At 70.3% G+C, this 25,585-nt stretch carries 19 protein-coding genes; 8 read left to right on the top strand and 11 right to left on the bottom strand.

Going from position 1 to position 25,585, the window contains the following annotated elements:
- Position 1: 1 nt before the first annotated feature.
- The 10 genes from ACIBAG_RS43710 to ACIBAG_RS43665 all read right to left on the bottom strand — a co-directional run bounded on the left by ACIBAG_RS43710 (position 2) and on the right by ACIBAG_RS43665 (position 9,581).
- Complete coding sequence (locus tag ACIBAG_RS43710) at positions 2-817, bottom strand: aspartyl/asparaginyl beta-hydroxylase domain-containing protein (RefSeq protein WP_399113468.1); 816 nt, start codon at positions 815-817, stop codon at positions 2-4.
- A 60-nt stretch (positions 818-877) separates the two neighbouring features.
- Positions 878-1,615: a 2OG-Fe(II) oxygenase family protein gene (locus ACIBAG_RS43705; RefSeq protein WP_399113466.1), complete on the bottom strand. Its 738-nt coding sequence runs from the start codon at positions 1,613-1,615 to the stop codon at positions 878-880.
- A gap of 74 nt (positions 1,616-1,689) precedes the next feature.
- Entirely contained in the window at positions 1,690-2,076 is a 387-nt protein-coding gene (locus tag ACIBAG_RS43700; RefSeq protein WP_399113464.1) for an acyl carrier protein, read from the bottom strand.
- Positions 2,069-3,388 carry an AMP-binding protein gene (locus ACIBAG_RS43695; RefSeq protein WP_399113462.1) on the bottom strand — a complete coding sequence of 440 codons (1,320 nt, stop codon included), beginning with the start codon at positions 3,386-3,388 and terminating at the stop codon, positions 2,069-2,071. Before ACIBAG_RS43695 ends, ACIBAG_RS43700 begins: the two co-directional genes overlap by 8 nt.
- Positions 3,381-4,664 (bottom strand): MFS transporter, encoded by a 1,284-nt coding sequence (locus ACIBAG_RS43690; protein ID WP_399113460.1) that lies wholly within the window; start codon positions 4,662-4,664, stop codon positions 3,381-3,383. Before ACIBAG_RS43690 ends, ACIBAG_RS43695 begins: the two co-directional genes overlap by 8 nt.
- The gene (locus tag ACIBAG_RS43685) at positions 4,661-5,665 is read right to left on the bottom strand and encodes a radical SAM protein (protein ID WP_399113458.1); all 1,005 of its coding nucleotides are present in this window, start codon (positions 5,663-5,665) and stop codon (positions 4,661-4,663) included. The genes ACIBAG_RS43690 and ACIBAG_RS43685 overlap by 4 nt, the downstream gene beginning before the upstream one ends.
- On the bottom strand, positions 5,659-6,894 hold the full coding sequence (locus ACIBAG_RS43680) for a hypothetical protein (RefSeq protein WP_399113456.1): 1,236 nt from the start codon (positions 6,892-6,894) through the stop codon (positions 5,659-5,661). The genes ACIBAG_RS43685 and ACIBAG_RS43680 overlap by 7 nt, the downstream gene beginning before the upstream one ends.
- The gene (locus ACIBAG_RS43675) at positions 6,887-7,780 is read right to left on the bottom strand and encodes a GNAT family N-acetyltransferase (RefSeq protein ID WP_399113454.1); all 894 of its coding nucleotides are present in this window, start codon (positions 7,778-7,780) and stop codon (positions 6,887-6,889) included. The genes ACIBAG_RS43680 and ACIBAG_RS43675 overlap by 8 nt, the downstream gene beginning before the upstream one ends.
- A complete protein-coding gene (locus ACIBAG_RS43670; protein ID WP_399113557.1) occupies positions 7,764-9,107 on the bottom strand; it encodes a B12-binding domain-containing radical SAM protein in 1,344 nt (447 codons plus the stop codon). The genes ACIBAG_RS43675 and ACIBAG_RS43670 overlap by 17 nt, the downstream gene beginning before the upstream one ends.
- Before the next feature lie 180 nt (positions 9,108-9,287).
- On the bottom strand, positions 9,288-9,581 hold the full coding sequence (locus tag ACIBAG_RS43665) for a hypothetical protein (RefSeq protein ID WP_399113452.1): 294 nt from the start codon (positions 9,579-9,581) through the stop codon (positions 9,288-9,290).
- Between the two features lie 272 nt (positions 9,582-9,853).
- Here ACIBAG_RS43665 and ACIBAG_RS43660 point away from each other — a divergent pair, with 272 nt between their 5' ends.
- The 6 genes from ACIBAG_RS43660 (at position 9,854) to ACIBAG_RS43635 (ending at position 20,378) form a co-directional block, all read left to right on the top strand.
- A complete protein-coding gene (locus tag ACIBAG_RS43660; RefSeq protein ID WP_399113450.1) occupies positions 9,854-11,566 on the top strand; it encodes an ABC transporter transmembrane domain-containing protein in 1,713 nt (570 codons plus the stop codon).
- 173 nt (positions 11,567-11,739) lie between these two features.
- Positions 11,740-13,452: an ABC transporter ATP-binding protein gene (locus ACIBAG_RS43655; protein ID WP_399113555.1), complete on the top strand. Its 1,713-nt coding sequence runs from the start codon at positions 11,740-11,742 to the stop codon at positions 13,450-13,452.
- Between the two features lie 53 nt (positions 13,453-13,505).
- Positions 13,506-15,536: an NAD(+) synthase gene (locus ACIBAG_RS43650; protein ID WP_399113448.1), complete on the top strand. Its 2,031-nt coding sequence runs from the start codon at positions 13,506-13,508 to the stop codon at positions 15,534-15,536.
- Between the two features lie 321 nt (positions 15,537-15,857).
- Complete coding sequence (locus ACIBAG_RS43645; protein WP_399113446.1) at positions 15,858-17,924, top strand: M4 family metallopeptidase; 2,067 nt, start codon at positions 15,858-15,860, stop codon at positions 17,922-17,924.
- Positions 17,925-18,134: 210 nt separating this feature from the next.
- The gene (locus tag ACIBAG_RS43640) at positions 18,135-19,799 is read left to right on the top strand and encodes a M4 family metallopeptidase (protein WP_399113444.1); all 1,665 of its coding nucleotides are present in this window, start codon (positions 18,135-18,137) and stop codon (positions 19,797-19,799) included.
- Between the two features lie 69 nt (positions 19,800-19,868).
- Positions 19,869-20,378 carry a DUF1990 family protein gene (locus tag ACIBAG_RS43635; RefSeq protein WP_399113442.1) on the top strand — a complete coding sequence of 170 codons (510 nt, stop codon included), beginning with the start codon at positions 19,869-19,871 and terminating at the stop codon, positions 20,376-20,378.
- 46 nt (positions 20,379-20,424) lie between these two features.
- On the opposite strand, the gene ACIBAG_RS43630 is transcribed toward ACIBAG_RS43635, so the two are convergent.
- On the bottom strand, positions 20,425-23,046 hold the full coding sequence (locus tag ACIBAG_RS43630; RefSeq protein ID WP_399113440.1) for a glycosyltransferase family 1 protein: 2,622 nt from the start codon (positions 23,044-23,046) through the stop codon (positions 20,425-20,427).
- A gap of 342 nt (positions 23,047-23,388) precedes the next feature.
- Between ACIBAG_RS43630 and ACIBAG_RS43625 the strand changes: the two genes are divergently transcribed.
- The gene (locus tag ACIBAG_RS43625; protein ID WP_399113438.1) at positions 23,389-24,591 is read left to right on the top strand and encodes a S8 family peptidase; all 1,203 of its coding nucleotides are present in this window, start codon (positions 23,389-23,391) and stop codon (positions 24,589-24,591) included.
- A 262-nt stretch (positions 24,592-24,853) separates the two neighbouring features.
- The coding region (locus ACIBAG_RS43620; protein ID WP_399113437.1) for a maltotransferase domain-containing protein at positions 24,854-25,585 on the top strand (732 nt) is incomplete at its 3' end.

Below are 25,585 nucleotides of genomic sequence, written 5' to 3'. Positions count from 1 at the left end.
ACTAGGCGGAGATCGGGGAGGACGGCACGGGGGCCGACCGGCTGGTGTCCATCTGGTGTGCCCAGAAGTGCCGTGAGTACATGCGCCGCCACACGCCCATCATGTGGGTCAGCGCCTCGATCTCTGGTGCTGTCAGCTCGGGGTGCCAGAAGTCGAACAGCAGCACCGTCCTGCGTTCGTGACCCTCGTTCCACACCTCGTGCTCGAAGGAGTCGTCGAAGACGAACGCCTTTCCCTCTTCCCAGGCCCGCTCCTCGTCCGCGACCCGGATGCGGGAGCCCTCGGTGGTGATCAGCGACAGGTGGCAGCGCAGATGGGCGTTGCTGAACCCGGAGTGCGGGCGGATGTGCGTGCCGCCCAGGACGGTGGAGAAGTACGTCATGCCGCTGTTGGTACCGCCCGGGATCACGGACAGGGTCTTCAGCGTCCGCGGGAACGCGGCGACGTTCTTGGCATACGGCCGGCCGATGCATGTCAGGTACAGCGCCCGCCACTTGCCGGGCTCGGCCAGCCCCGTGGGGTGCGACACGGCGTTGTCCACGTTCGTCTCAAGGGCCCGCAACTCCTCGCGGATCACGGGTGCGGCGGCCTCCAGCTGGTCGAGCCAGGGGAAGTGGCTCCGGCTCCACCACGGCCGGGCGGTCAGGCCGGGGAAGTAGATCTCCGGGGTCTGTTCGCCCCCCACCTCACCGACCCGCCCCTGGGCGGTGATCTCCAGGCCCTGTCGAATGCGCTCGACCTTCTTCGGGTCGGCCTTCCCCTGAGCGAGCCACCGCTCGAACTCCCTGGGCCCTTCGGTGATCCACAGTTCTTCCACGATCTTCCATCCAATCCGGTGAGAATTCAGGACAGCTGACCTCGAACAGCCCAGCGGGCCTCAGTGCGAACCGAGCAGGGACGCCAGCCGGTCGATGTTGCTGCCGGCGGACCGCTGCCACCTCTCCGGAGGATCGACAGCGACGAATCCGGTCATCGTCTGGCGCAGGGTCTCCCCCGCCGTGTGGTCCACCCGGTGAATGCAGTGGATGGTGCCTTCCCTCACCAGGACCAGCCGGTTCGGCTTGGGCACGACGGCCGTCAGGGCGTTGGGTGCCAGGCTCGCTTTGGCCTCGACGGCCTCCAGCGGGGACATGCCGGCCGTGTCGACCTCGACGGCAGCCGGATCCACGTCCAGCAGGATGAGCTCGCCGGCCCAGGACGCCTTCCACTCCTCGTGCAGGAAGAAGACGAACTCTCCCCGTCGGCCCGGGGCCACGTCGTTGTGCCAGCCGAGCCGGCTCCCCGCGGGGTACTGCCAGAAGCTGAAGCCGACGACCGCCCAGTCCTCCCCCGGTGTGCCGAACATGTCCGGGTGCGCCCGGAGCTCGCGGAGGATGGCCTGATAAGCGCCCGGCGGGGCGCCCTGCCCCTGAGGACCGGCCGACGGTGCCACGGCGTCGTGCCGCAGCAGCGCGCCCCGTGAGCGCAGAGCGGGCCCGTCCGTCTCGGGATAGACGACGCTGGCCACCTGTTCGAACTGCCCCTGCCCCATGAGCGAGCGAATGCCGTGCAGGTCGTCCGACGACAGGAAGTCGTCGATCACCCGGTACCGCTCGCCTTTGGCAACGAGTTTCATGAACGCCCAGCCTTTCTCCAGGAATTGGTCCGCTCGCCCCGGGGGTTTCCGGCGGCGCGCCATCAGCGCTGACCTCACCGGCTCCGTTCGTGGAGGCAGTCCGCCAGCGCGCGGGCCAGCCCCAGGACCGTGCGCGATTCGGCGTTGGCCGCCACCGCGTCCGGAAAGAGAACGTCGAACCTCTCCTCCAGCACGGTGAGCACCTCCAACCAGGTCAGGGAATCGATCCCGAGGTCCGCGGGCGGTCTCAGCAGCGCGTGCTCGTCCGAGCCCAGCAGACCCCGCAGCCGGGCAAGGGACGCATCGTCAGCCCCGGCGTTCCCGGCCGCGGTGACGATCGCCTCGATCACCACGTCCACCGTGGTCCCGGTGCCCTGCTCGGGCCGGCCCCTGCCCTGTCCGGTGGCCCGCTCGGCGTTCTGCTCGTGGACGCCAAGCGGTGCCAACGCCCTGTCATCCATGTCGTTCGATCCATTCCCTGAGTGTCGAGCGGTCCAGCTTGCCGATGTCGGTCCGCGGCAGTTCGGCGAAGATCCGCAGGCGCGGGAGGAACCCTTGCGGGGCGGCGGCACGCAGCGCCCGTTCCAGGGCCTCGCGCGCGGCCGTCGGCCCGGCCACCAGCGCGAAGACGTCTTCGAACTCGGCATCGCCGGCTCGTGGGAGGACCGCGAAGGCCACCTCCGTCACGCCCTCGACCTCGCCGAGAGCAGCCTGGACCGGACCGACATCGATGAACTTTCCGTTGGCCCGCAGGGCGCCCGGCCCGCGTTCGACGAACCACGCCTGGCCCGAGGCGTCACGCTCGACGACGTCCCCGGTTCTCCACAGGAGCGACTCGCGCTCGGGCTCGTGGGCGTAGCCGAGCACGGGGGTCGCGGTGCGGATCACCAGTTCGCCGCGTGCTCCGGGCTCGGGACCGACGATGCCGACGGACGGGATGGGCAGGCCGAGTCCTCGGGGGCCGATGAGGATCCCGCCGGTCTCGCTCGATCCGTAACCCCGCGTGACCGGAACCCCGAAGCGGGCCACGCATGCGGCGTCCAACTCGTCCGACACCGAGCCGGCGCCCACCAGGATCGCCTGCGGCTTGCTGTCGCCCCGCCGCCTGGACCGCGTCAGCAGGCGCAGCAGGGCGGGGGTGACGGCCAGCTTGGTGGCGTGTCCGCCGTCCAGGTCCACGGCGACGTTCGCGGTCGTGGTGAACGGGCGGAGGTCGGCCCGGCAGCCGGACAGCAGCGCGGCGAGTGCCACCCCGGATCCGAAGGAGTGTGTGACCGGTACCGGGATGCGCACGGTGTCCTCCGCGTCGAGGCCCAGCCCTTCGCGGTAGCCGACGTGCTCCGCGAGGAGGCTGTCGACGCTGCGCCTCGCGAGCTTGGGCTCGCCCGTGGAACCGGAGGTCTCGTGTACGAGTGCGAGGGTTGCGGGCACCCGTATCCCGGCTCCCCCGCAGCGCTCCACATCGACCTCCGCGGTCCGTTCCCCGGCTGCCGGAGTGACAACGAACGACGCGTTGTCCGCCTCTACGACCTCTCGCTCGCGGGGCGTCACCCATGCGGCCGCACCGACGCTCCAGCAGGCGGCCGCGGCCACCAGGAGGGTGTCCGGCGCGAGACCGGTGAGCACGACCAGGTCGCCGTTCGTGACCCCGGCCTGCCGGTATTGCTCCGCACACCGCGCGATGCGGGCGGCGGTGGCCTCCGGGAGCGCCTCGTCGAGCCGTCCGCCGGACGACAGGACGGCCTCGGCCAGCCGTCGGCGTGCCTCAGACATGGGGCACCGGGGCCGGCTCCGCGGACGGGATCAGCCGGTCCATCCCGATGATGGGCAGAGCCGTCAGGAAGGCACCCACGACACCGATCCACATACAGGCCACGACCCCGATGTGCGCGCCGAGCCAGCCGGCGAGTATCGCCGCCGGCGGCATGCTGCCCCACACGACGAACCGGATCGAGGCGTTCATCCGGGCCAGCATGTGCTTGGGACAGGCCCTCTGCCGAACGCTGACCTGGGTGATGTTGAACGTCACCGCGCCCCAGGTCATACCGAACTGGCCGAGGACGAGCAGCGCGACCGGCACCGCGGAGGCCGCCCCCTTCAGGGATCCGGCCACCGGGAAGGCCGCCATGGACAGGCCCGCCAGCAGCAGGCCCACGGCCATGACCCGGCCGGCGCTCAGCCGGGCGCGGATCTTCGGAAGGACGACAGACGCCAGCAGGCCGCCGAGCGTGCCGACGCCGAGCACGATCCCCATGACCGTGGAGCCCAGCCCGAGCGTCATGAGGATGAGCACGGGCGTCAGCGTCATGATGACCGTCGCGAAGAAGTTCGACACCCCGACCGAGACGCACAGCCGCCGCAGCACTGGAGTGCCGACGACGAACCGGACGCCGGCCATGACGTCCTGGGCGAGCCCGGATGACTTCCCCTCCTGCTCGCGGCGAGGCGGCTCGGTGTCCTTGACCGTGGCGAGGAAACCGGCGCACACCACATACGCCACCGCATCGATGGCGAGCACCACGGGTGCGCTGACCACTTTGAGGAGGAGGCCCGCGATGGCCGGCCCCCCGGCCGCGGAGACCTGGGCCGAGGATTCCAGCCGCGCGTTGGCCGATTCGAGGGCCTTGTCGGAGACGATGAACGGCACATAGGACTGATAGGCGACGTCGAAGAAGACCGAGGCGACGCCGACGACGATCGCGGCGACGTAGAGCCACGCCAGCGAGAGCTGATCGGAGGCCCACAGCAGGGGGATGGTCGCCAGCACGACGGCCCGCACCACCGCTGCCCTGATCATCGTGGGCCGCTTCAGCCAGCGGTCGACCCACGCGCCCGCGGGCAAGCCGATCAGGAGGTAGCAGACGGTGAGTGAGGCGGTCAGGTAGCCGACCTCCTCGGTTCCGGCGTGCAGGGTTTCGATCGCGACGACCGGCAGGGCCACGAGGCCGAATCGCTGGCCGAACTGGGAGACGGACTGGGCGGTCCAGAAACGGATGAACCGACCGGAGCGGACTTCGGACACAGGGGTGCCGGATGTGGACGTGCTCACCGGGTGGCCGCCCCACTCGCCACGTGCCGCTCTATGAACACCGAGCCACGTGGTTCGAGCCCTGAGGCCCTGACGAGGCCGCGCACATGGTCGAGCGTCACGACAAAACGGTCCTTCCCGTAGATCAGGTAGCGCTTCTGGTCGCCGGCACTGGAGAAGTTGACAGTCATCACGTTGGCGCCGGCGTCGAGCCCGCGCGCCTGCCCCCCGCCGCCGACCCGCTCCAGCGCGCTGACCGAGGGAATCAGCAGGTGCGGATGGCGCAGCCGGAGCAGGGCGATGATGTTGAGAGCCAGCTCGTTGTCCCCGATCGGCGACACGCTCATGGGGGTGTTCGGAGCGGGTATGAACGGGCTCACGCTGCACATGTCCACGCCGAGCTCACCCGCCAGCTCGATGTCGTCGACGATGCTGTCCAGTGTCTGTCCCGGCAGACTCGAGATCAGCCCGGTGCCGACCTTGAACCCGACCTCCTGGAGGTCGCGCAGGCACCGCAGCCGGCTCTCCAGCGTCTCGTGGCGGATGGCGAAGTGCAGGTCGGGGTCGCTCGTCTCGTGCTTGAGGATGTAGCTCGTCGCGCCGACCGCGCGCAGCCGCTCGTACTGGGCGCGCTTGAGGTTGCCGACGTTCAGCAGGATCTCGACCCGGTTGTCGTACAGCCGGCGGATCCTGGGAATCGCGTCCTGAAGGATCGGCAGCACGGACGGGGTCTCACCGCCCTGCAGCAGGACCACGTCGATTCCGCTGTCCCGGATCAGACCGGACAGCTCGACGATGCGGTCGGCGGTCAGGAAGTAGGTGTCGTTCACACGGACGTTGTCGCGGCGCATCGGGCAGTAGTCGCAGTTCACCCGGCAGACGTTGGTCAGTTCGATGACGCCGCGCAGGACGACGGTAGGCCCGAAGTGCTTGTCCCGGGACTCGCGGCTCTGCGCGAACAGCTCCTCCTGCTCCGGGCCGTGGACCAGCAGTAATCTGCGCATCTCTTCACGGGTCAGCAAGGCATACCTTCTTCGTCGTGGATATCGGGTACTTCCACATCGACAACCATGTGCGCCATGCGGCCGGGATCAGCCCCCGCTTCGGCGTACGTGGCGACCGCGTCGGCCAGGGAGGGCCGGAAATCGATCTCCCGGATGTCGTCGTTCACGGTCACCAGCACCCGGCCGGGGTCCACCAACCGGTCGCTGAGGAAGAGGCGCAGCCGCGAGCAGCCGTGTACGCGGGCCTCCAGGTGTGTGCGGTCCACGGCCCGCGCCTCCACGGCCGCCGTCCGTCCAGACGCGAGGCCGTCCATCGCCACCCAGTGCGCCCTGCCGTTCTCGCTCTCGCGGGCATGGTGCCGGACGTGTGCCGGCCACGGGGCGCGCCGGGAACGGCGAAAGCGCCGGACGATGGCGTCGAACTGCGGATTGCCGGGGGCGATGTCCATCGTGCTCAGTTTGTGCTCCCCCTCGGGCACCTCGACGAGCGATATCTCCCGGTGGCCCAGCCGTTTCAGCTCTGTCACGGCCTCCTTGTCGAGGACAGCGGGAATCTGCTGGTCCCTGGCTCCGTGAACCACGGTGAACGGCAGGTTCAGAAGGTTGGGCAGCAGTTCGCGCATGGTCCTGTCCGGCCCGAACCTCTCCCAGATCGAAGGTGCCCCGTTGATCGAGGCCGCCATGGCGAGGCTGTCCCAGCGGCGCGAGGCTGTGCCCCACGTCGCGATGCCCCCCATCGAAGTGCCCACCAGGGCGCAGCGGTTCGCGTCGATGGCGAGGTGCTCCCGTGCCCAGCGCAGTGCTCGGACAGGGAAGTCGCCCGGGTCGGTCGTCCACCGCGCCTCCCGGAACCGGCTGCCGAAGAGACCGGCCAGGTCGAAGTTGCCTCGTTCGGCGACCGGTTGGCACGCCGTCGGGCAGAGCAGCACCGCGCCGCACGCGTCGGCGAGCGGGCGCAGGTACGGCTCCAGCTCCGCGCCCGAGCTGCCGACGCCGTGGAGTGCGACGATCAGCCCCTGAGGACGGTCGTCCTCGCTCGGCGGCACGTACAGCTCCGTCCTGGTGGACCGTCCCCAGGCATCCTGTAGCTCCACGGTCTCCGAGCGGCCTCGCTCCCCCGCGTCGGCCGCCGCGCCCAGCAGCCCCTGAAGGCCTTGCGGATCGAGTCCCTGCCGTCGGAAGAACTCTGCCGCCGCCTCGGGTTTCTCGGTCAGGCAGATGCGGCGCGCTTCGTGCGGTTCAGTCATGGCGGTCCGTCTCCGCCGCCGTCGAACGCACCGTGGCCCGCGAGGCCCCGTCATCCTCGAAGGAAAGGACGCCCAACTTGACCGGGGAACGGCTCAGTCTCCGCGCTCCCAGGCCGGCGAGGGACAGCGCGGCGTGGAGGTCGGCCGCTTCGAAGGGGATCTCCACGGCGGTCGCACCGGTGAACACCGCGGTCTCCTCGACGGCGGCCAGGAGGGTGTTCAGGTCGTCGACGGAACGGCACGGGTTGCCGCCGAGGACGAGCCGGGATCGGTCCAGGACCCAGCCGAGGCAGGTGCCGGTCGCCGGGTGCTCCTGCCGGACACCGAGCAACTCCTGGACCATGGGCGCCCCTCCGTTCCCCAGGGGGACGGCGAGGGTGCCGGCGGTGGGCCGGGGCACCGTGGCTTCCGGGCGCGCGGAATTGCTCGTGGACGGCAGCGGGACGAGGTAACGGTGCAAGAGAGGGCCGCCCGGTCTGAGCCGGAGCCGGTCGGCCAGGCGGGCCTCCGGCTTGTTCGGCTCCACCCAGGCGAGCGTGCCGGCGTAACCGGCCTGCCGAGCCCAGTCCCGGATGGCGAACGCCGCGCTGAGCGCAGCACCTGACCCCCGGTACGAGGCGTCGACGAAAACCCCCTTCAGCAGCAGGTGCCGGTGCCATCGCATGGCCCGGTGCACCGCCGCTGCCGTCCCGTCCGGAGCGAACAAGCCCATCCAGCAGTAGTCGGCCTCGGCCGCCAGCTCACGACTGATCACTTCCGCGTCGATGTCCTCGAACGGGCAGAGTCGCAGGGCGGTCCCGGTCTCCCCGGACCGAAGGCGGCGGGCGACCAGACCTGAACCCAGGTGCCGGCCGGCGAGCGAATTCCTGTTATCGGTCGCAGCCATTGCCACTGCCTCGGCTCGCCAGCGGAAGAAAGGTGGTTCCCGGAGCCGGCGCGAGCACGGGCGTATTCCGCGCCCTGGCCATCTTGCGGGCCGACGCGCGTCCAGCCATCAGGTTCATCATGAGCCCAGGGTTGAGGAATCGGGAGTCCAATTCCTGGATCACCCAGTTGAAGACATCGAGATCGAAGGGATAGAAGGTGGGGTAGAGCAGCTGATCGTCACCCATTCCGAGTTGCCGGGCGAGGGCCGTCGCGGGCAGGACCCGGTAGCCGACGTGCATCACCAGCTCGTCGTCCGCAAGATTCTCATTGATGAATCGAGCACTGCTGCGGACTGATTCCCTGGTCTCACCAGGGCCGCCGAACACGACGTTCACCTTCACCGGCAGGTCGTTCTTTCGGCTGCGTTCCAGGAATCGGACCACATGCTGTGTGCCAAATGACTTTCCGAGATTGCGCATCACCGTGTCGTCGAGACTGTCCGGCGAAACCACCACGGCTTCCACGCCGCTCCCGTGAAGCATCTCCCCGAAATCATCGTCGAAGGGCTTCGGGGTGAAGTAGGCCGACCAGGTCAGCCCCTCCAACGCGAGCTCTCGGACCAGTTCGACGACCTGCTTCGCGTAGCGCAGCTCGCTGTTGAAAATCCCGTCCGTGAAGAAGATCCGCCGGAATCCCGCGCGGTGAATCGCCCGGATCTCGTCCGCGAGGACATCCATGGGCTTGAGGTCGCCGGCGTTGTCACCGTCGATATAGGCATACGGACAGTAGGCGCAGGTCTGATAGCAGGTCTTCCGCCGGGTTTCCACACCGATCATCGCCCGGTACGCGTTGGTGTACGCCGCCATGAGCGATGCCGGATGCCTCAGGGTGTCGGTGAGGAAGCCGGGGTGCCGCCTCCCGTGGATCACGGCTCCTCGGCCCTTGAACGAACCGGGATCCTTCGCGATGTCCAGCATGGCCTGCTCACCTGGACCGATGACGCCGACGTCGAGCCCCAGCCGGTCGACGAGCGTACTGCCGAAGAGGCTGAACCCCGGACCACCGCAGACGAGCACCGGATCGAGCCCGCGCCGGCCGAGTTCCTCGCGGACGCGCTCCGCGAAGGCGATGTACTCGTCGACGTGGGTACCGCAGGTGATATCGATGGGGTCGATGTTTCGGATGGTGAACCCGATGACGTCCCAGTCGCTGCCGAGCCATTCGAGCTCGACCAGTTTCTCCGGTTCCGCCACGAAATCCACAAGTCGTGTCACATGACCTGCTCGGTCCAGCGCGTCCTGAACGCACCGAACCCCGAGAGGGAATATTGGCTGGTTCCCGCCCATGGGGAGACTGGCCAGATTGACCAGAAGCACGCGCGACATACATCACCTCTTCACCCGGAGAAATGACCAGGGCACAAGGGACAGCCGGAATGGCGGCCCCTTGCGTCCCAGCCACGAGGGCGAGCGGCGGCTCAGCGCACGACCATCTCTACGCTCAGCCGCACCGTGCCGTAATTCAGGTCAGCCGCAGGACGGCACGCTCATGGTGATGAGGAAGTCGGAGTCGACCAGGTCGAAGAGGCTCTCGCACGCCCTGTCGAAACGCTCGGCGTCAACGAGCATGAGCGTCTCCATGGACTCCTTCTCGATAACGAGCCCCGCGTCGGCGAGCGTCTTCCGCGGCTGCTCCGTCAGCGCCGCGGCGAACGCCTCGTCGGAACCGAGGCGCGCCACGAGTGCCTCCAGGGTCCCGGCGGCCTTCTCAGCCTCCGCGACCTGCTCGGTCGTGAACTGACTTGCAGTAGTCTGAGGCATTACCAGATCTCCTTTTTTCGACATGTCTCGAACGCCGAAGATTGGCTGCGCGACCTTATCAACGCGCCGGAAGCGGCGGCCATACACCGCGACGAAGATGGCTCGAAGCCACCGAGATCCGACTTGCCCTTTTCGCGGCCTGGACGAATTCACCCACTCCGCCCTCACTTGCCCGATAGTGTCCCAATTATTGCAATTTCCAGCGCGAATCAACTGAGCTTTGATTCCCGAAGAGACGGAGCACGGACGACACACGACAGGACGGGGGAACGATGATCGACGCGTACGAGGAGCCCGGCGAGCCCGACTGTCGCGGCGGCGCACGCTATCTGTGGTGGCTGGTCACCCGGCAGGCGGGGAGATCGGCCCTCGGGGCGTTGATCTCGGCCGTGTGGATGGTGCTGCTTGCGGCGACGCCGTATCTCCTCTCACGCGCCGTGGACGAGGGGCTGGCGCCCGGTGACTATGCGGCGCTGGCCGCGTGGACCGGTGTGCTGGCGGGGGTGCATGTGTTCAACGCCTGGCTGAGCATCATGCGGCACCGCACGATGACCCGGCTGCGGATGGACGCCCTCTTCCGCACGATCAAGGTCCTGGTCCGGCAGTCGGTCCGGCTGGGCGCCGCGCTGCCGCGCCGGGTCGGGGCCGGCGAGGTCGTCACGATCGGCGTGGGCGACGTCCAGACGATCAGCGGCTCCCTGACCGTCATCGGGCCGGGGTTCGGCGCGGTCGTCGCCTACCTGGCGGTCGCCGTGGTGCTGGTGTCGGTCTCGGTGCCGATCGCGGTGGTGGTGCTGCTCGGGATGCCGGCGATCACCGTGCTCGTCGGACCGCTGCTCGGGCGGCTGCAGGGCACGGAGACGGAGTACCGGGAGCGGCAGAGCGTCCTGACCGCGCGCATCAGCGACCTCGCGGGCGGCCTGCGCGTCCTCAACGGCCTCGGCGGCAAGGACCTGGTGGCCGACGCCTTCCGGCGCGACTCGCAGCGGCTGCGCGCGCAGGGGTACCGGGTCGGCGCGGTGACCAGCTGGGTGCAGGCCCTGGGCCTGGGGCTGCCGACGCTGTTCCTGGCCGTGGTGACCTGGCTGGCGGCACGGCTGGCCGCCCAGGGCGCCATCACCGTCGGCGAGTTGGTCTCCGTCTACGGCTATGTCGCGGTCCTGGTCCGTCCGGTGGCGTTCTTCGTCGAGTGCGGTTACCAGGTCAGCCGGGGCCTGGTGGCGGCGCGGCGGGTCGTACGGTTACTGCGCCTGGAGCCGATGGAGGACACCGGCACCAGGGACGCGCCCGCGGAGCCGGCGGCCCTGGACGACCCCGAGTCGGGGGTACGGGTGCTGCCGGGCCGGCTCACCGCCCTGGCCGCCGCGCAGCCGGCCGACGCTGCGGGCGTCGTCGACCGCCTCGGCCGCTACGTCCCGTCGGCGGCGACCTGGGGCGGCATCCCCCTGGCGGACATCGCGTTACCGCAGCTCCGGGCACGGATCCTGGTCGCGGACCACGAGTCCGACCTGTTCGCGGGCACGCTGCGGGAACTGGTGGCCGGCCACGCGGACCGGGACGAGCCGGCGATCGCTCGAGCGGTGCACACGGCGGTCGCCGAGGACATCGTCCGCGGCCTCCCCGACGCCCTCGACACCCCGATCGACGCCCAGGGCCGCAACCTCTCCGGCGGCCAGCGCCAACGCGTCCGCCTGGTCCGCGCGCTGCTGGCCGACCCGGAGATCCTCCTGGCAGTCGAGCCGACGTCGGCTCTGGACGCCCACACGGAGGCAAGGGTCGCCGAACGCCTGCACAGGGCACGCCAGGGCCGTACGACGGTCGTCACGAGCACGTCCCCGCTGGTCCTGGACCAAGCGGACACGGTCCACTACCTGGTCGACGGCAAGGTGGCGGCCACGGGCACACACCGGGAACTCCTGGACGGAGAACCGGGATACCGAGCCTTGGTGGCACGGAACGAGGACGCCGAGGAGGTCATGAGTTGACGGCAGAACAAGGCCCCTCAGGGGCACGGGGCCGTATCAATACGCGGCTTCGCCGCGGGGCACGACACGCCACATCGAACCCGCACCCGGCAGACCACCAGAAGTCCCGAGCTCTCCCCCGCACAACCCTCCCCGTCGCAGCGCCCAAAGACGTCCGACAAGCCACCCTCCGCCTGATCCGAGCGGACGCCAAAGCCTTCACAGCCGTACTCACCCTGAACTCCCTGGCGGCAATCGCCGGCTTGGCGAGCCCCTGGCTGGTAGGCCGCATCATCGACGAGGTCCGCGCCGGCCACGGCACCACGACCGTGGACAAACTCGCCCTGGCGATCCTGACAGCGGCCGCCGCCCAGCTGCTGCTGTCCCGCTGGGCCCGCTACGTGGGCCACCGCTTCGGCGAACGCACCCTCGCCCGCGTCCGCGAGGACTTCGTCGACCGCACGCTCGCCCTCCCCGCCAACGTCGTGGAACGCGCCGGCACCGGTGACCTCACCGCCCGCGGCACCGCGGACGTCGCCCTCGTCGGCACCACCCTGCGCGACGCCGGCCCCGAGCTGCTCATCAGCTCCGTACAGGCACTGTTCCTGCTCGGTGCCGTGATCACCCTCAACCCCCTCCTCGGCCTGTGCGGAGCGCTCGGCTTCTTCGGCATCTGGTGGGCCCTGCGCTGGTATCTGCGCCGCGCCCGCGACGGCTACCTCGCCGAGGGCGCGGCCACCTCGGAGGTCGCGGAGATCCTCGCGACGACCGCGTCCGGCGCCCGCACGGTGGAGGCACTGCGCCTCGAAGAGCGGCGCGTCACCGCGAGCCGCGACGCGCTGGAGACGTCCCGCCGCACCCGGTTCTACACCCTGTTCCTGCGCTCGGTGTTCTTCCCGGCCATAGAGGTGTCCTACCTCGTCCCGGTCGTGACGGTCCTGCTACTCGGCGGCGTGCTGCTGGAGCGGGGCGCGATGAGCCTGGGCTCGGTCGTGGCGGCCGCCCTGTACCTGCAACGGCTGAGCGAGCCGCTGGACGAGATCCTCATGCGGGTCGAGCAACTGCAGAGCAGCGGCGCCTCCTTCGCCCGCGTGGAGGGGCTGGCGCGCGCCCCCAGAGCCACCGGTGCCGACTCCCCCACCCCGGCGGACGACCTGATCGAGGTGGCCGGTGTGCGCTATGCCTACGACCGCGGCGGCGAGGTCCTCAGCGATGTCGACCTGACCGTACGGCCGGGCGAGCGTCTTGCCGTCGTCGGCCCCTCCGGCGCCGGAAAGACGACCCTGAGCCGACTCCTGGCCGGCGTCGACGCGCCGACCGCCGGCTCGGTGACGGTCGGCGGAGTGCCGGTCGTCGCCCTCGGCCCGGAGGAGCTGCGCCGCCAGGTCGTCCTGGTCACCCAGGAGCACCACGTCTTCCTCGGCACGGTCCGCGACAACCTCCGTATCGCCGAGCCGTCGGCGAGCGACGAGCAGTTGTGGGCCGCCCTCACGGCGGTCGGCGCCGACACCTGGGTACGGCGGCTGCCCGACGGCCTCGACACCGCGCTCGGCGACGGAGGCCACCGTACGGACGGCTCACAGGCCCAGCAGCTCGCCCTCGCCCGCGTCGTCCTGGCCGACCCGCACACCCTGATCCTCGACGAGGCGACGGCCCTGCTCGACCCGACGACCGCCCGGCACACCGAACGGGCCCTGGCCGCCGTACTGGAGGGCCGTACCGTCATCGCCATCGCGCACCGCCTGCACACCGCGCACGACGCGGACCGCGTGGCCGTGATGGAGAACGGCCGCCTCACCGAGCTGGGCACCCATGACGAGCTGGTCACGGCGGACGGGACGTACGCGGCGCTGTGGCGATCCTGGCACGGGGAGCGGACTGCCTCGCCCGGAACGACACAGGCCTGATCAGGCGATCTATGCTCGGTGACAGCACTGTCCGCTTCTCCTGGGGAAGTCCGTTGAACTTCTGGTCGATCTACGAGCACGGCTTCGCGCGGGTCGCCGCGTGCACGGGCCACACCGTCATCGCCGACCCGCACGCCAACGCGGAAGCGGTGCTGCGGCAGGCGCGCCGGTGCGCCGAGGACGGCGTCGCGGTCGCCGTCTTCCCGGAGCTCGGCCTGACCGGATACTCGATCGAGGACCTGCTGCTCCAGGACGCGGTGCTCGACGAGGTCGAGGAGGCGCTCCGGACGGTGGCGGCCGGGTCTGCGGACCTGCTCCCGGTGCTGGTCGTCGGCGCCCCGCTGCGTCACCGTCACCGGATCTACAACTGCGCGGTGGTCGTGCACCGGGGCCGGATCCTCGGCGTCGCGCCCAAGTCGTACCCGCCGAACTACCGCGAGTTCTACGAGCGCCGGCAGATCGCCTCGGGCGAGGACGAGCGCGGCGGGACGATCCGGATCGGCGGCGAGGAGGTCCCCTTCGGCGTGGACCTGCTCTTCGCGGCGCAGGACGTCCCGGGACTGGTCCTGCACGCCGAGATCTGCGAGGACATGTGGGTGCCGGTGCCTCCGAGCGCGGAGGCGGCCCTCGCGGGCGCGACCGTGCTCGCGAACCTGTCCGGCAGCCCGATCACCGTCGGCCGGGCCGAGGACCGCCGGCTGCTGTGCCGGGCGGCGTCCGCGCGCTGCCTGGCGGCGTACGTCTACTCGGCGGCCGGCCTGGGCGAGTCCACCACGGACCTGTCCTGGGACGGGCAGACCATGATCTACGAGAACGGCGCCCTGCTCGCCGAGACGGACCGCTTCCCGCTCGACGACCAGTACGCGGTGGCCGACGTCGACCTCGACCTGCTGCGGCAGGAGCGGCACCGGATGGGCACGTTCGACGACAACCGGCGCGCGCACGCCGGGCGGACCGGCGACTTCCGGCGCATCGAATTCCAGCTCGACCCGCCTGCGGTCGACCTGGGGCTCAAGCGCCGCGTCGAGCGGTTCCCGTTCGTGCCCGCCGATGCCGAGCGCCTCGCCCTGGACTGCTACGAGGCGTACAACATCCAGGTCGCGGGCCTCCAGCAGCGGCTGGCCTCGATCGGCGGACCCAAGGTGGTCATCGGCGTGTCCGGCGGGCTCGACTCCACGCACGCGCTGATCGTCGCCGCCCGGGCGATGGACCGCGCGGGCCGCCCGCGCAGCGACATCCTGGCCTTCACCCTGCCGGGCTTCGCCACCAGCGACCACACCAAGGACAACGCCCACAAGCTGATGAACTCGCTCGGCGTCACCGCGGCCGAGCTGGACATCACGCCGACCGCCCGGCTGATGCTGAAGGAGATGGGCCACCCGTTCGCGTCCGGCGAGCCGGTGTACGACGTCACCTTCGAGAACGTGCAGGCCGGTCTGCGCACCGACTACCTGTTCCGGCTCGCCAACCAGCGCGGCGGCATCGTGCTCGGCACCGGCGACCTGTCGGAGCTGGCGCTGGGCTGGTCCACGTACGGCGTCGGCGACCAGATGAGCCACTACAACGTCAACGGCGGGGTGCCGAAGACGCTGATCCAGCACCTGATCCGCTGGGTCATCGGCAGCGAGCAGTTCGACGAGGAGACCGGCAAGACGCTCGCCGCGATCCTGGACACCGAGATCAGCCCGGAGCTGGTGCCGGGCGAGGAGATGCAGTCGACCGAGTCGAAGATCGGCCCGTACGCGCTGCACGACTTCACGCTCTTCCACGTTCTGCGGTACGGCTTCCGGCCGTCGAAGATCGCCTTCCTGGCCTGGCACGCCTGGCACGACGCGGACGCCGGCGCCTGGCCGCCGGGCTTCCCCGAGGCCAAGCGGGTGGCGTACGACCTGGCGGAGATCCGGCGCTGGCTGGAGGTCTTCTGCCGCCGATTCTTCGCGTTCGCACAGTTCAAGCGGTCCGCCATGCCGAACGGACCGAAGGTCTCGGCCGGGGGTTCGCTCTCGCCGCGCGGGGACTGGCGGGCGCCGTCCGACGGCAACGCGGCCGCCTGGCTGCGGGATCTCGACCGTATCGACGTATGAGTCGCCTGCCCGTCTGTTCCGTTTATCGAACGTGAACTCCCGGACAACGAACGATTTCCGGCCAACTTTCTGACGCGACCCTGACAGTAACCGCGTTCGGCTGGCACTCTTCCCACGGCCGCGACACAGCAACCCCACAGCACCGTCACACGGCGGTGCCCGCGGCCGAACTCCCGCACGCGCGCGTCGAGTTCCCGACGCGCACCTCCGGTTCCCGCACGCGCACGTCGTTCTGCGTACCACCTGTTCTGCCCGGACGGCCCACCCGCCGGCCGGTCTCCCCTGGCCGCGTGATCCGCGGCCGCGCAGAAGGAGTCAGTGTTGAGAGACAGTTCCTCCCACAGACGCACCCCCCACACCACGCGTCGCCACAGCACGCACCGCCGGGCCGCCGCCGTCGCCCTCGTCGGCGTCTCCGCCCTGATCGCCGCGGCCGTCCAGTCGGGCGCCGCCACCGCAGCCCCGGAGAAGGCACCGTCGGCCGCGGGCAAGGTCATCCCGGGCGCCGAGTCCGTCAAGCTGTCCCCCGCCCAGCGCGCCGCGCTGATACGCGAGGCCAACGCCACCAAGGCGGCCACCGCGAAGGACCTGGGCCTGGGCGCCAAGGAGAAGCTGGTCGTCCGTGACGTCCTGAAGGACGGCGACGGCACGGTCCACACCCGCTACGAGCGGACCTACGACGGCCTGCCCGTCCTCGGCGGCGACCTGGTCGTCGAGACCGCGAAGTCCGGCGAGACCGAGGCCGTCGTCAAGGCGACCCGCGCCGCCATCAAGCCGGCGACCACGGCCGCCGCCGTCCCCGCCGCCAAGGCGGAGAAGCAGGCGCTGGCCGCCGCGAGGGCGGAGGAGGCGAAGAGCCCCGACGTCAACAAGGCGCCCCGCAAGGTGATCTGGGCCGCGAACGGCAAGCCGACCGTGGCGTACGAGACGGTCGTCGGCGGCTTCCAGCACGACGGCACCCCGCAGGAACTGCACGTCATCACCGACGCCACGACCGGCGAGAAGCTGTACGAGTGGGAAGCCATCGAGACCGGCACCGGCAACACGGTGTACTCCGGCACGGTCAACCTCACCACCACGCAGTCCGGGTCGACGTACAACCTCACGGACGGCGCGCGCGGCAACCACAAGACGTACAACCTCAACCGCGGCACCTCAGGCACCGGCACCCTCTTCTCCGGCCCCGACGACGTCTGGGGCAACGGCAGCCCGTCCAACCTGGAGTCCGCGGGCGCCGACGCGCACTACGGTGCCGCGCTCACCTGGGACTACTACAAGAACGTGCACGGGCGCAGCGGCATCCGCGGCGACGGCGTCGGCGCCTACTCCCGGGTCCACTACGGCAACAACTACGTCAACGCGTTCTGGTCCGACAGCTGCTTCTGCATGACGTACGGCGACGGCTCGGGCAACGCCAACCCGCTGACGTCGATCGACGTGGCCGCGCACGAGATGACGCACGGACTCACCTCGAACACGGCCGGGCTCAACTACAGCGGCGAGTCCGGCGGTCTGAACGAGGCCACCTCCGACATCTTCGGCTCGACGGTGGAGTTCTTCGCGAACAACTCCTCCGACGTCGGTGACTACCTCATCGGCGAGGAGATCAACATCAACGGCGACGGCACCCCGCTGCGCTACATGGACAAGCCCAGCAAGGACGGCTCGTCCAAGGACGCCTGGTACTCGGGCATCGGCTCGATCGACGTGCACTACTCCTCGGGCCCCGCGAACCACTTCTTCTACCTCCTCTCCGAGGGCAGCGGCACCAAGACCATCAACGGTGTCACCTACAACTCGCCCACCTCGGACGGCCTTCCGGTCACCGGCATCGGCCGCGACAAGGCGGAGAAGATCTGGTTCCGCGCGCTGACCACCAAGTTCACGTCCACCACCAACTACTCGGGCGCCCGCACCGGCACCCTCGCGGCGGCCGGTGAGCTGTACGGCACCACGAGCGCCGAGTACAAGGCGGTGCAGGACGCCTGGGCCGGCGTCAACGTGGGCGCGCGCTCCGACGGCGGTGGCGGCGGTGGCGGTACGTCCTTCGAGAGCGGCACCGACGTGTCGATCCCGGACAACGGGGCGGCGGTGACGTCCCCGATCACGGTCTCCGGCCGGACCGGCAACGCGCCGTCCAACCTCCAGGTCGCCGTGGACATCGTCCACACCTACGTCGGTGACCTCAAGGTGGACCTGGTCGCCCCCGACGGCACGGCGTACACGCTGAAGGGCTACGGCACCGGCGGCAGCTCGGACAACCTCAACACCACGTACACGGTGAACGCGTCCTCCGAGGTGGCCAACGGCGTCTGGCAGCTGCGGGTCCAGGACAACGCGGCCATCGACACCGGTTACATCAACAGCTGGAAGCTCACCTTCCCGTAGGCCCGTTGACGGGATTCCAGGACAGGGCGTCGTCTCGGTGGGTTCAACTCCCGCCGGGACGGCGCCCGTTTACGTTCCCGAAACGTTTACCGGACAGTCGACTTCCGGCCAACATCACCTCAGGGTCCTGACATGTACGCGCCCCTGGTGACACTCTTCCCTCACCCGCCGCACAAGCACCGTTCGAACTTCCCCCACAGAGGAGCTCGTGTGACCCCCCTCTACGCGCGTCGCAAGCGCACCACTCTGGCCGTCGCCACCGCCGTGGCGGCCGGAGCCCTGCTCACCACCGGTCTGGCCACCGGCAGTTCCGCCGCCGAGGACCAGGCGCAGAGCGGCAGAAAGGCGAGCCCGCTCGCCGTCCCGGTCGCGCTCGCCCCCGCCGCGCGCACCGCGCTCATCAAGGACCAGCAGGCCGAGGCCGCCCAGACCGCCGACGAGATAGGCCTCGGCGCCCAGGAGAAGCTGGTCGTCAAGGACGTCGTCAAGGACGCCGACGGCACCGTCCACACCCGCTACGAGCGCACCTACGCCGGGCTCCCCGTGCTCGGCGGCGACCTGGTCGTCCACGAGTCGCCCTCCGGCTCGACGACGGGCGTCACCAAGGCGACGAAGGCCACCGTCAAGGTCGCCTCGCTCAAGCCGGCGATCACCGCGGACAGGGCCGAGAGCCAGGCCGTGAAGCTCGCCAAGGCGGCCGGCTCGGAGAAGACCGAGGCGGACAACGCGCCCCGCAAGGTGATCTGGGCCGCCAACGGCAAGCCCGCCCTCGCCTACGAGACGGTCGTCGGCGGCCTCCAGGAGGACGGCACCCCGAACGAGCTGCACGTCATCACCGACGCGGCCACCGGCAAGAAGCTGTACGAGTACCAGGGCATCGAGACCGGCACCGGCAAGAGCGTCTACTCCGGCACCGTCACCCTCGGCACGACCCTGTCGGGTTCGACGTACCAGCTGTACGACACGACCCGCGGCGGCCACAAGACGTACAACAAGTCGCGCAGCACCAGCAGTTCGGCGGGCACCCTGTTCACCGACGCGGACGACACCTGGGGCACCGGAGCGGCCTCCAGCTCCTCCAGCGACCAGAGCGCGGCCGTCGACGCGGCCTACGGCGCCCAGACGACCTGGGACTACTACAAGAACACCTTCGGCCGCAGCGGTATCAAGAACGACGGCAAGGCCGCGTACTCCCGCGTCCACTACGGCAACGCCTACGTCAACGCCTTCTGGTCCGACAGCTGCTTCTGCATGACGTACGGCGACGGCGAGGGCAACGTCAAGCCGCTCACCTCGCTGGACGTGGCCGGCCACGAGATGACCCACGGCGTCACCTCGAACACGGCGGGCCTGAACTACAGCGGCGAGTCCGGCGGCCTGAACGAGGCCACCTCCGACATCTTCGGCACGGCGGTGGAGTTCTTCGCGAACAACTCCTCCGACCCCGGTGACTACCTCATCGGCGAGAAGATCGACATCAACGGCGACGGCACCCCGCTGCGGTACATGGACAAGCCCAGCAAGGACGGCAACTCGGCCGACTACTGGTCCTCGTCCCTGGGCGGCCTGGACGTCCACTACTCCTCGGGCCCGGCGAACCACTTCTTCTACCTCCTGTCGGAGGGCAGCGGCTCGAAGACGATCAACGGGGTGACCTACAACTCCCCGACGTCCAACGGCTCGACCGTCTCCGGGATCGGCCGCGCCAAGGCCGCCCAGATCTGGTACAAGGCCCTCACCGAGTACATGACGTCGACGACGAACTACAAGGGCGCCCGCACGGCGACCCTGAGCGCGGCGTCGGCCCTGTACGGCTCCGGCAGCACCGAGTACAACGCGGTGGCGGCGGCCTGGTCGGCGGTCAACGTCAGCTGACGGGCTGTAGTCGAGAGGGCGGCACCCGGGACGAAGGCATTCCCGGGTGCCGCCTTACGCTTGGGCCCCATGTCCTTCACGTACGACCACGTCGGCGCTACCCGGGAGAGCGGCTTCTGCCCGCCCGGCTTCCACCCCCTGCACGTGCGCACCCGCATCGGCGAGGGCGAGGAGGTCTTCCGCAGAGCCGCCGAGGCGGTCATGACCTGGGAGATGCACCGCGCGCTGGGCGTCGGCATCGACGCCACGTCCGAGCGCGCGGCCCCCGACGTCGACGTCACGGTCACCCTCGCCGGAGTGATCAGGGCCCCGTGCCGGGTGGTCTGGACGATGGACGAGCACCGGCGCGTCGGCTGGGCCTACGGCACCCTTTCCGGCCATCCGGAGTGCGGCGAGGAGGCGTTCGAGGTGGAGCGCACGGGGGACGGCACGGTGTGGCTGACCGTGCGGGCGTTCAGCCGGGGGGCGAAGTGGTACGCGCGGGCGGGCGGGGCGGCGACCCGGGGGTTGCAGCATGCGTACGCACGGCGGTGCGGGGCGGTGCTGCGGAGGTTGTGCGCGCCGGCTCAGGAGAGCTGACGCGGGCGCCCGGCAGGGACTCCCCGGCCGGGCGCCTCACGGCGGGTCACCGCATCAGTACCCCCGCCCCCTCCCCCACATCCTCCGAAGGCACCACCACAAGCCCCAACTCCGCGCCCGAAGCCAGCAACCGATGCGCCGGAAGAATCCGCACCGTGTACCCGTACGGCCCCGTCCGGTCCAGGGACAGCGGTCCCTCGTACACCCACCGCCCCTCCGCGTCCGGGCTGCCCACCGGCTTCAGCGGCACCGTCGACGCGTCCGCGATGCGGTCCTCGGAGTCCACGCGCCCCGAGACCGCCTGCACCTCCACGTCGTCCGGCCCGAGCTCACCCAGGCCGACCCGCACCCGAAGGCTGAGCGTCGAGCCCAGCTCGGCGGTGGGTGTCGCCGCCGACGTCTCGACGTGGTCGACCGTGACGCCGTGCCACGCCGAGCGCACCCGCGCCTTCCAGCCCGCCAGCTCGCGCGCCGCGTCCGGGGTCATCGCACGGTGGGCGTGCGCGGCCGGGGTGTAGAGGCGCTCCACGTATTCGCGGACCATCCTGCCCGCCAGGACCTTCGGACCGAGCAGCGTCAGGGTCTGGCGGACCATCTCGATCCAGCGGTCCGGCAGGCCGGCCTGGCCGCGCTCGTAGAAACGGGGCGTGACGCGCTGCTCCAGCAGGTCGTAGAGCGCCGCCGCCTCGATGTCGTCGCGGTGGTCCGGGTCGGTGCCGGTGCCGTCCGCGGTGGGGATCGCCCAGCCGAAGTCGGGCTGGAACCATTCGTCCCACCAGCCGTCCAGGACGGAGAGGTTGAGACAGCCGTTCAGCGCCGCCTTCATCCCGCTCGTCCCACAGGCCTCCAAGGGCCGCAGCGGGTTGTTCAGCCAGATGTCGCAGCCGGGGTAGAGCTTCTGGGCCATCGCCATGCCGTAGTCCGGCAGGAACACGATCCGGTGCCGCACGCGCGGGTCGTCCGAGAACCTCACCAGCTCCTGGACCAGGCGCTTTCCGCCGTCGTCCGCCGGGTGCGCCTTGCCCGCCACCACGATCTGGACGGGCCGCTCGGGGTGGAGCAGCAGATCCATCAGGCGGTCGCGGTCGCGGAGCATCAGCGTCAGTCGCTTGTACGACGGGACCCGGCGCGCGAACCCGATCGTCAGGACGTCCGGGTCGAGAACCCCGTCGATCCAGCCCAACTCGGCCGTTGCGGCGCCGCGTTGCCGCCAGGAGGTGCGCAGGCGGTCCCGCACCTCCGTCACCAGCTGCTCGCGCAGGTTGCGGCGCAGGTCCCAGATGTCCTGGTCGGGGATCTCCGCGACCGCGTCCCAGCGGTCCGAGCCGCCGACGGTCATCGCGTCCTCGGTGCGCTGGGCGCCGATCTGGCGGGCGCCGAGGCGGAACACCTCGGGGGCGACCCAGGTCGGGGCGTGGACACCGTTGGTGACGGAGGTGATGGGCACCTCGTCGGGGTCGAATCCCGGCCACAGGCCCGAGAACATCTCGCGGCTGACGTTGCCGTGGAGGAGGGAGACGCCGTTGGCGCGCTGGCCCAGGCGCAGGCCCATCACCGCCATGTTGAAGAGGTTCGGTTCGCCGCCGGGGTAGGTCTCCATGCCGAGCTGGAGGATGCGCTCCACGTCGATGCCGGGGAGTTCGGCGTCGGGACCGAAGTGGTGGGCGACCAGCTCGCGGTCGAAGCGGTCGATGCCGGCCGGGACGGGCGTGTGGGTGGTGAAGACCGTGCCGGCGCGGACGGCCTCCAGCGCGGAGTCGAAGTCCAGGCCCCCCTCGGTGTGGAGTTCGGCGATCCGCTCCAGCCCCAGGAAGCCCGCATGGCCCTCGTTCGTGTGGAAGACCTCGGGGGCCGGGTGGCCGGTCAGCCGGCAGTACGTCCGCACCGCCCGCACCCCTCCTATGCCCAGCAGCATCTCCTGCAGCAGCCGGTGCTCGCTGCCGCCGCCGTAGAGCCGGTCGGTCACCCCGCGTTCGCCGAGGTCGTTCTCCTCGACGTCCGAGTCGAGCATCAGCAGCGGCACCCGGCCGACCTGGGCCAGCCAGATCCGGGCGTGCAGCGACTTGCCGCCGGGGAGGGCGAGGGAGACCTGGGCGGGGGTGCCGTCGGTCTCCTTCAGGAGCGTCAGCGGCAGCTCGTTGGGGTCCAGGACCGGGTAGTGCTCCTGCTGCCAGCCGTCCCGGGACAGGGTCTGCCGGAAGTAGCCGTGCCGGTACAGCAGCCCGACCCCGATGAGCGGGACGCCGAGGTCGCTGGCCGCCTTGAGGTGGTCGCCGGCCAGGATGCCGAGGCCGCCGGAGTACTGGGGCAGGGCGGCCGTGATGCCGAACTCGGGGGAGAAGTAGGCGACGGCGGCGGGCAGTTCGGCGGACTGGTCCTGGTACCAGCGCTCGCCGGTGACGTAGTCGTTGAGGTCGCCGGCGACCGCGGTCAGCCGGCGCAGGAACCGGCGGTCCTCGGCCAGCTCGGCGAGCCGTCCGGGCGGGACGCTGCCCAGCAGCCGTACGGGGTCCTGGCCCGAGGCGGCCCAGCGCTCGGGGTCGACGGACTGGAAGAGGTCGCGGGTCTCCGCGTGCCAGGACCAGCGCAGGTTGCGCGCGAGGTCGCTCAGGGGCCGCAGCGGTTCGGGGAGGACAGGACGGACGGTGAATCGACGGATCGCCTTCACAGTTCCACCTCGGGCAGGGCGTGGCAGGGGGCCCACGGCGGTGTGGGTCCCGTCATCGACCCCGACGGTATCGGTATGCGGGGCTTCGTAACCACAGCGCGTTTTGCGGCTGTCAAGCAGGTGAGACGGAGCCCCACGCTGGCAGAAAAGAGCACCTTCGTCCGAAAGCAACCGCAACCTTTACAGATCCCCCATGGCCGATATGGCCGATTCCGCCCCCGTAGGCGTCCTTGTGGCGACTTCTCACATCACGAGAAGGTGACAGTGGCGCACCGGCCCACGCCAGGTGCACCCGGTGATCCAGGGCCGCCGTGCGCCGAGTTGAGGAGGGGAACTCACACCATGGCACGGACGCGCATACGGCGTCTGCGCTGGGCCGGTGGTCTGACCGCGGTGACCTGTGTCGCCGCGCTTTCGGCCACGACCATGCCCGCGCACGCCGCACCGGAGGGGCAGATACTCGGCGCCGGAGAACCCGGCTCCGTCAGCGGCAGTTACGTGGTGACACTCAAGGGGGGAACGAAGGCTCCGTCAGCGGCGGGAAAGAGCCTCGCCGAGGAGTACGGGGCGAAAATAAGCCACACCTACGGCACGGTCCTCAACGGCTACGCCATACAGGCCAATGAGAGACAAGCCAAGCGGCTCGCGGCGGACTCCCGCGTCGCCTCCGTCGTCCAGGACACCCGCGTGACCCTGGACCACAACCAGAAGAACCCGCCGTCCTGGGGGCTCGACCGCATCGATCAGGCCAACTTGCCGCTGGACAACGGCTACACCTGGCCGGAGCCCGGCGGCGCCGGAGTGACGGTCTATGTGATCGACACCGGCATCCGCGTCTCGCACAAGGACTTCGGCGGCCGGGCGAGCCACGGCTGGGACTTCGTCGGCGACGACAAGAACGCGAGCGACGGCAACGGCCACGGCACCCATGTCGCCGGCACGATCGCCGGGAAGCAGTACGGCGTCGCCAAGAACGCCAAGGTCGTCGCCGTACGGGTCCTCGACAACGAGGGCGCCGGCACCACCGCCGATGTCATCGCGGGCATCGACTGGGTGACCAGGCACGCCAAGAAGCCGGCGGTCGCCAACGTCAGCCTCGGCGGCTACCGCAACTCGCAGCTGGACGCCGCCGTACGCAACTCCATCGCGTCCGGCGTCACCTACACGGTGGCGGCGGGCAACGACGGGCTGCCGGCGAGCCTCTACTCCCCCGCCGCGGTGGGGGAGGCCATCACCGTCGGCGCCACCGACAAGCGGGACGCGAAGGCCGGCTTCTCCAACTTCGGCTCGGCCCTGGACCTGTTCGCCCCGGGCGTCGGAATCACGTCGGCGTCGTACGCGAGCGACAGCGGCCGGGCGACCTTCTCGGGTACGTCGATGGCGTCGCCGCACGCGGCGGGCGTGGCCGCGCTCTATCTGGCCGGCCATCCCAAGGCGCGGCCCGCACAGGTGTCCAAGGCGCTGGTGGCGCAGGCCGTGTCCGGCAAGGTCTCCGGCCGTGGGCTCGGTTCGCCGAACAAACTCCTGCACGTACCGGGCTCGTAGCGGCCTCCTCACGGCGAAGTGCGGGCACCGGCCCCGTTCCTGAGGAACGGGGCCGGTCTTGTGCGTAGACATACGCGTGAGTAGTTAACAAAGTGCCGGATTGCCCACCCGAATAGGGTGGGAAGGCTCCAGCGGTACACCCCACCCGTGCGCTCCCGGGCGCACGACGGAAACACCCCCGCGACACCCCGCAACACCCCCCGCAGGACCCACCTCCCCACAGCCATTCCGCCCACCCTCGTTGACGCGGACAGGAGCGGTCATGCCCGCCATGCACCACCAGTCGTCCTCACCCCCGACGCCCCGCACCGAAGCGCCCCCGATCACCCACGCCGGCACCGCCGACACCGGACCGCCCGCACCGGAGCGACCCTCCGCGTACGACCCGGCCGGCGGCGTCGGGCGCATACCCGTCCTCGACGTCCGCCCGGTCGTCCAGCACGGGCGCAGGCCCGCGAAGGCGGTGACCGGCGAGACCTTCGAGATCTCGGCCACCGTGTTCCGGGAGGGCCATGACGCCGTGGCCGCCAATGTCGTACTGACCGACCCGGACGGCCGCCCCGGCCCCTGGACGCCGATGCGTGAACTGGCGCCGGGCACCGACCGCTGGGGCGCCACCGTCACCGCCGGCGCGCCCGGCCACTGGACCTACCGGGTCGAGGCCTGGGGCGATCCGGTCGCCACCTGGCGGCACCACGCCCAGATCAAGATCCCGGCCGGGATGGACACGGACCTCGTGCTGGAGGAGGGCGCGAGGCTGTACGAGCGTGCGGCCGCCGGAGTGCCCGAGGGCACGGGGCAGAAGGTGATCCTCGCGGCCGTCGAGGCGCTGCGGGACGAGAGCCGCCCGGCCGCGTGGCGGCTGGCTGCCGCGTCGACGCCCGAGGTGGACGCGGTGTTGGGGCGGTATCCGCTGCGGGACCTGGTCACCGCGTCCGATCCGCTGCCGCTGCTGGTGGAACGCGAGCGGGCCCTGTTCGGCTCCTGGTACGAG

Origin of the sequence: Streptomyces sp. NPDC051243 (genome assembly GCF_044455405.1) — a bacterium.
Classification (GTDB): Bacteria; Actinomycetota; Actinomycetes; order Streptomycetales; family Streptomycetaceae; genus Streptomyces.
This window is presented reverse-complemented; position numbering and strand designations above follow the sequence as displayed.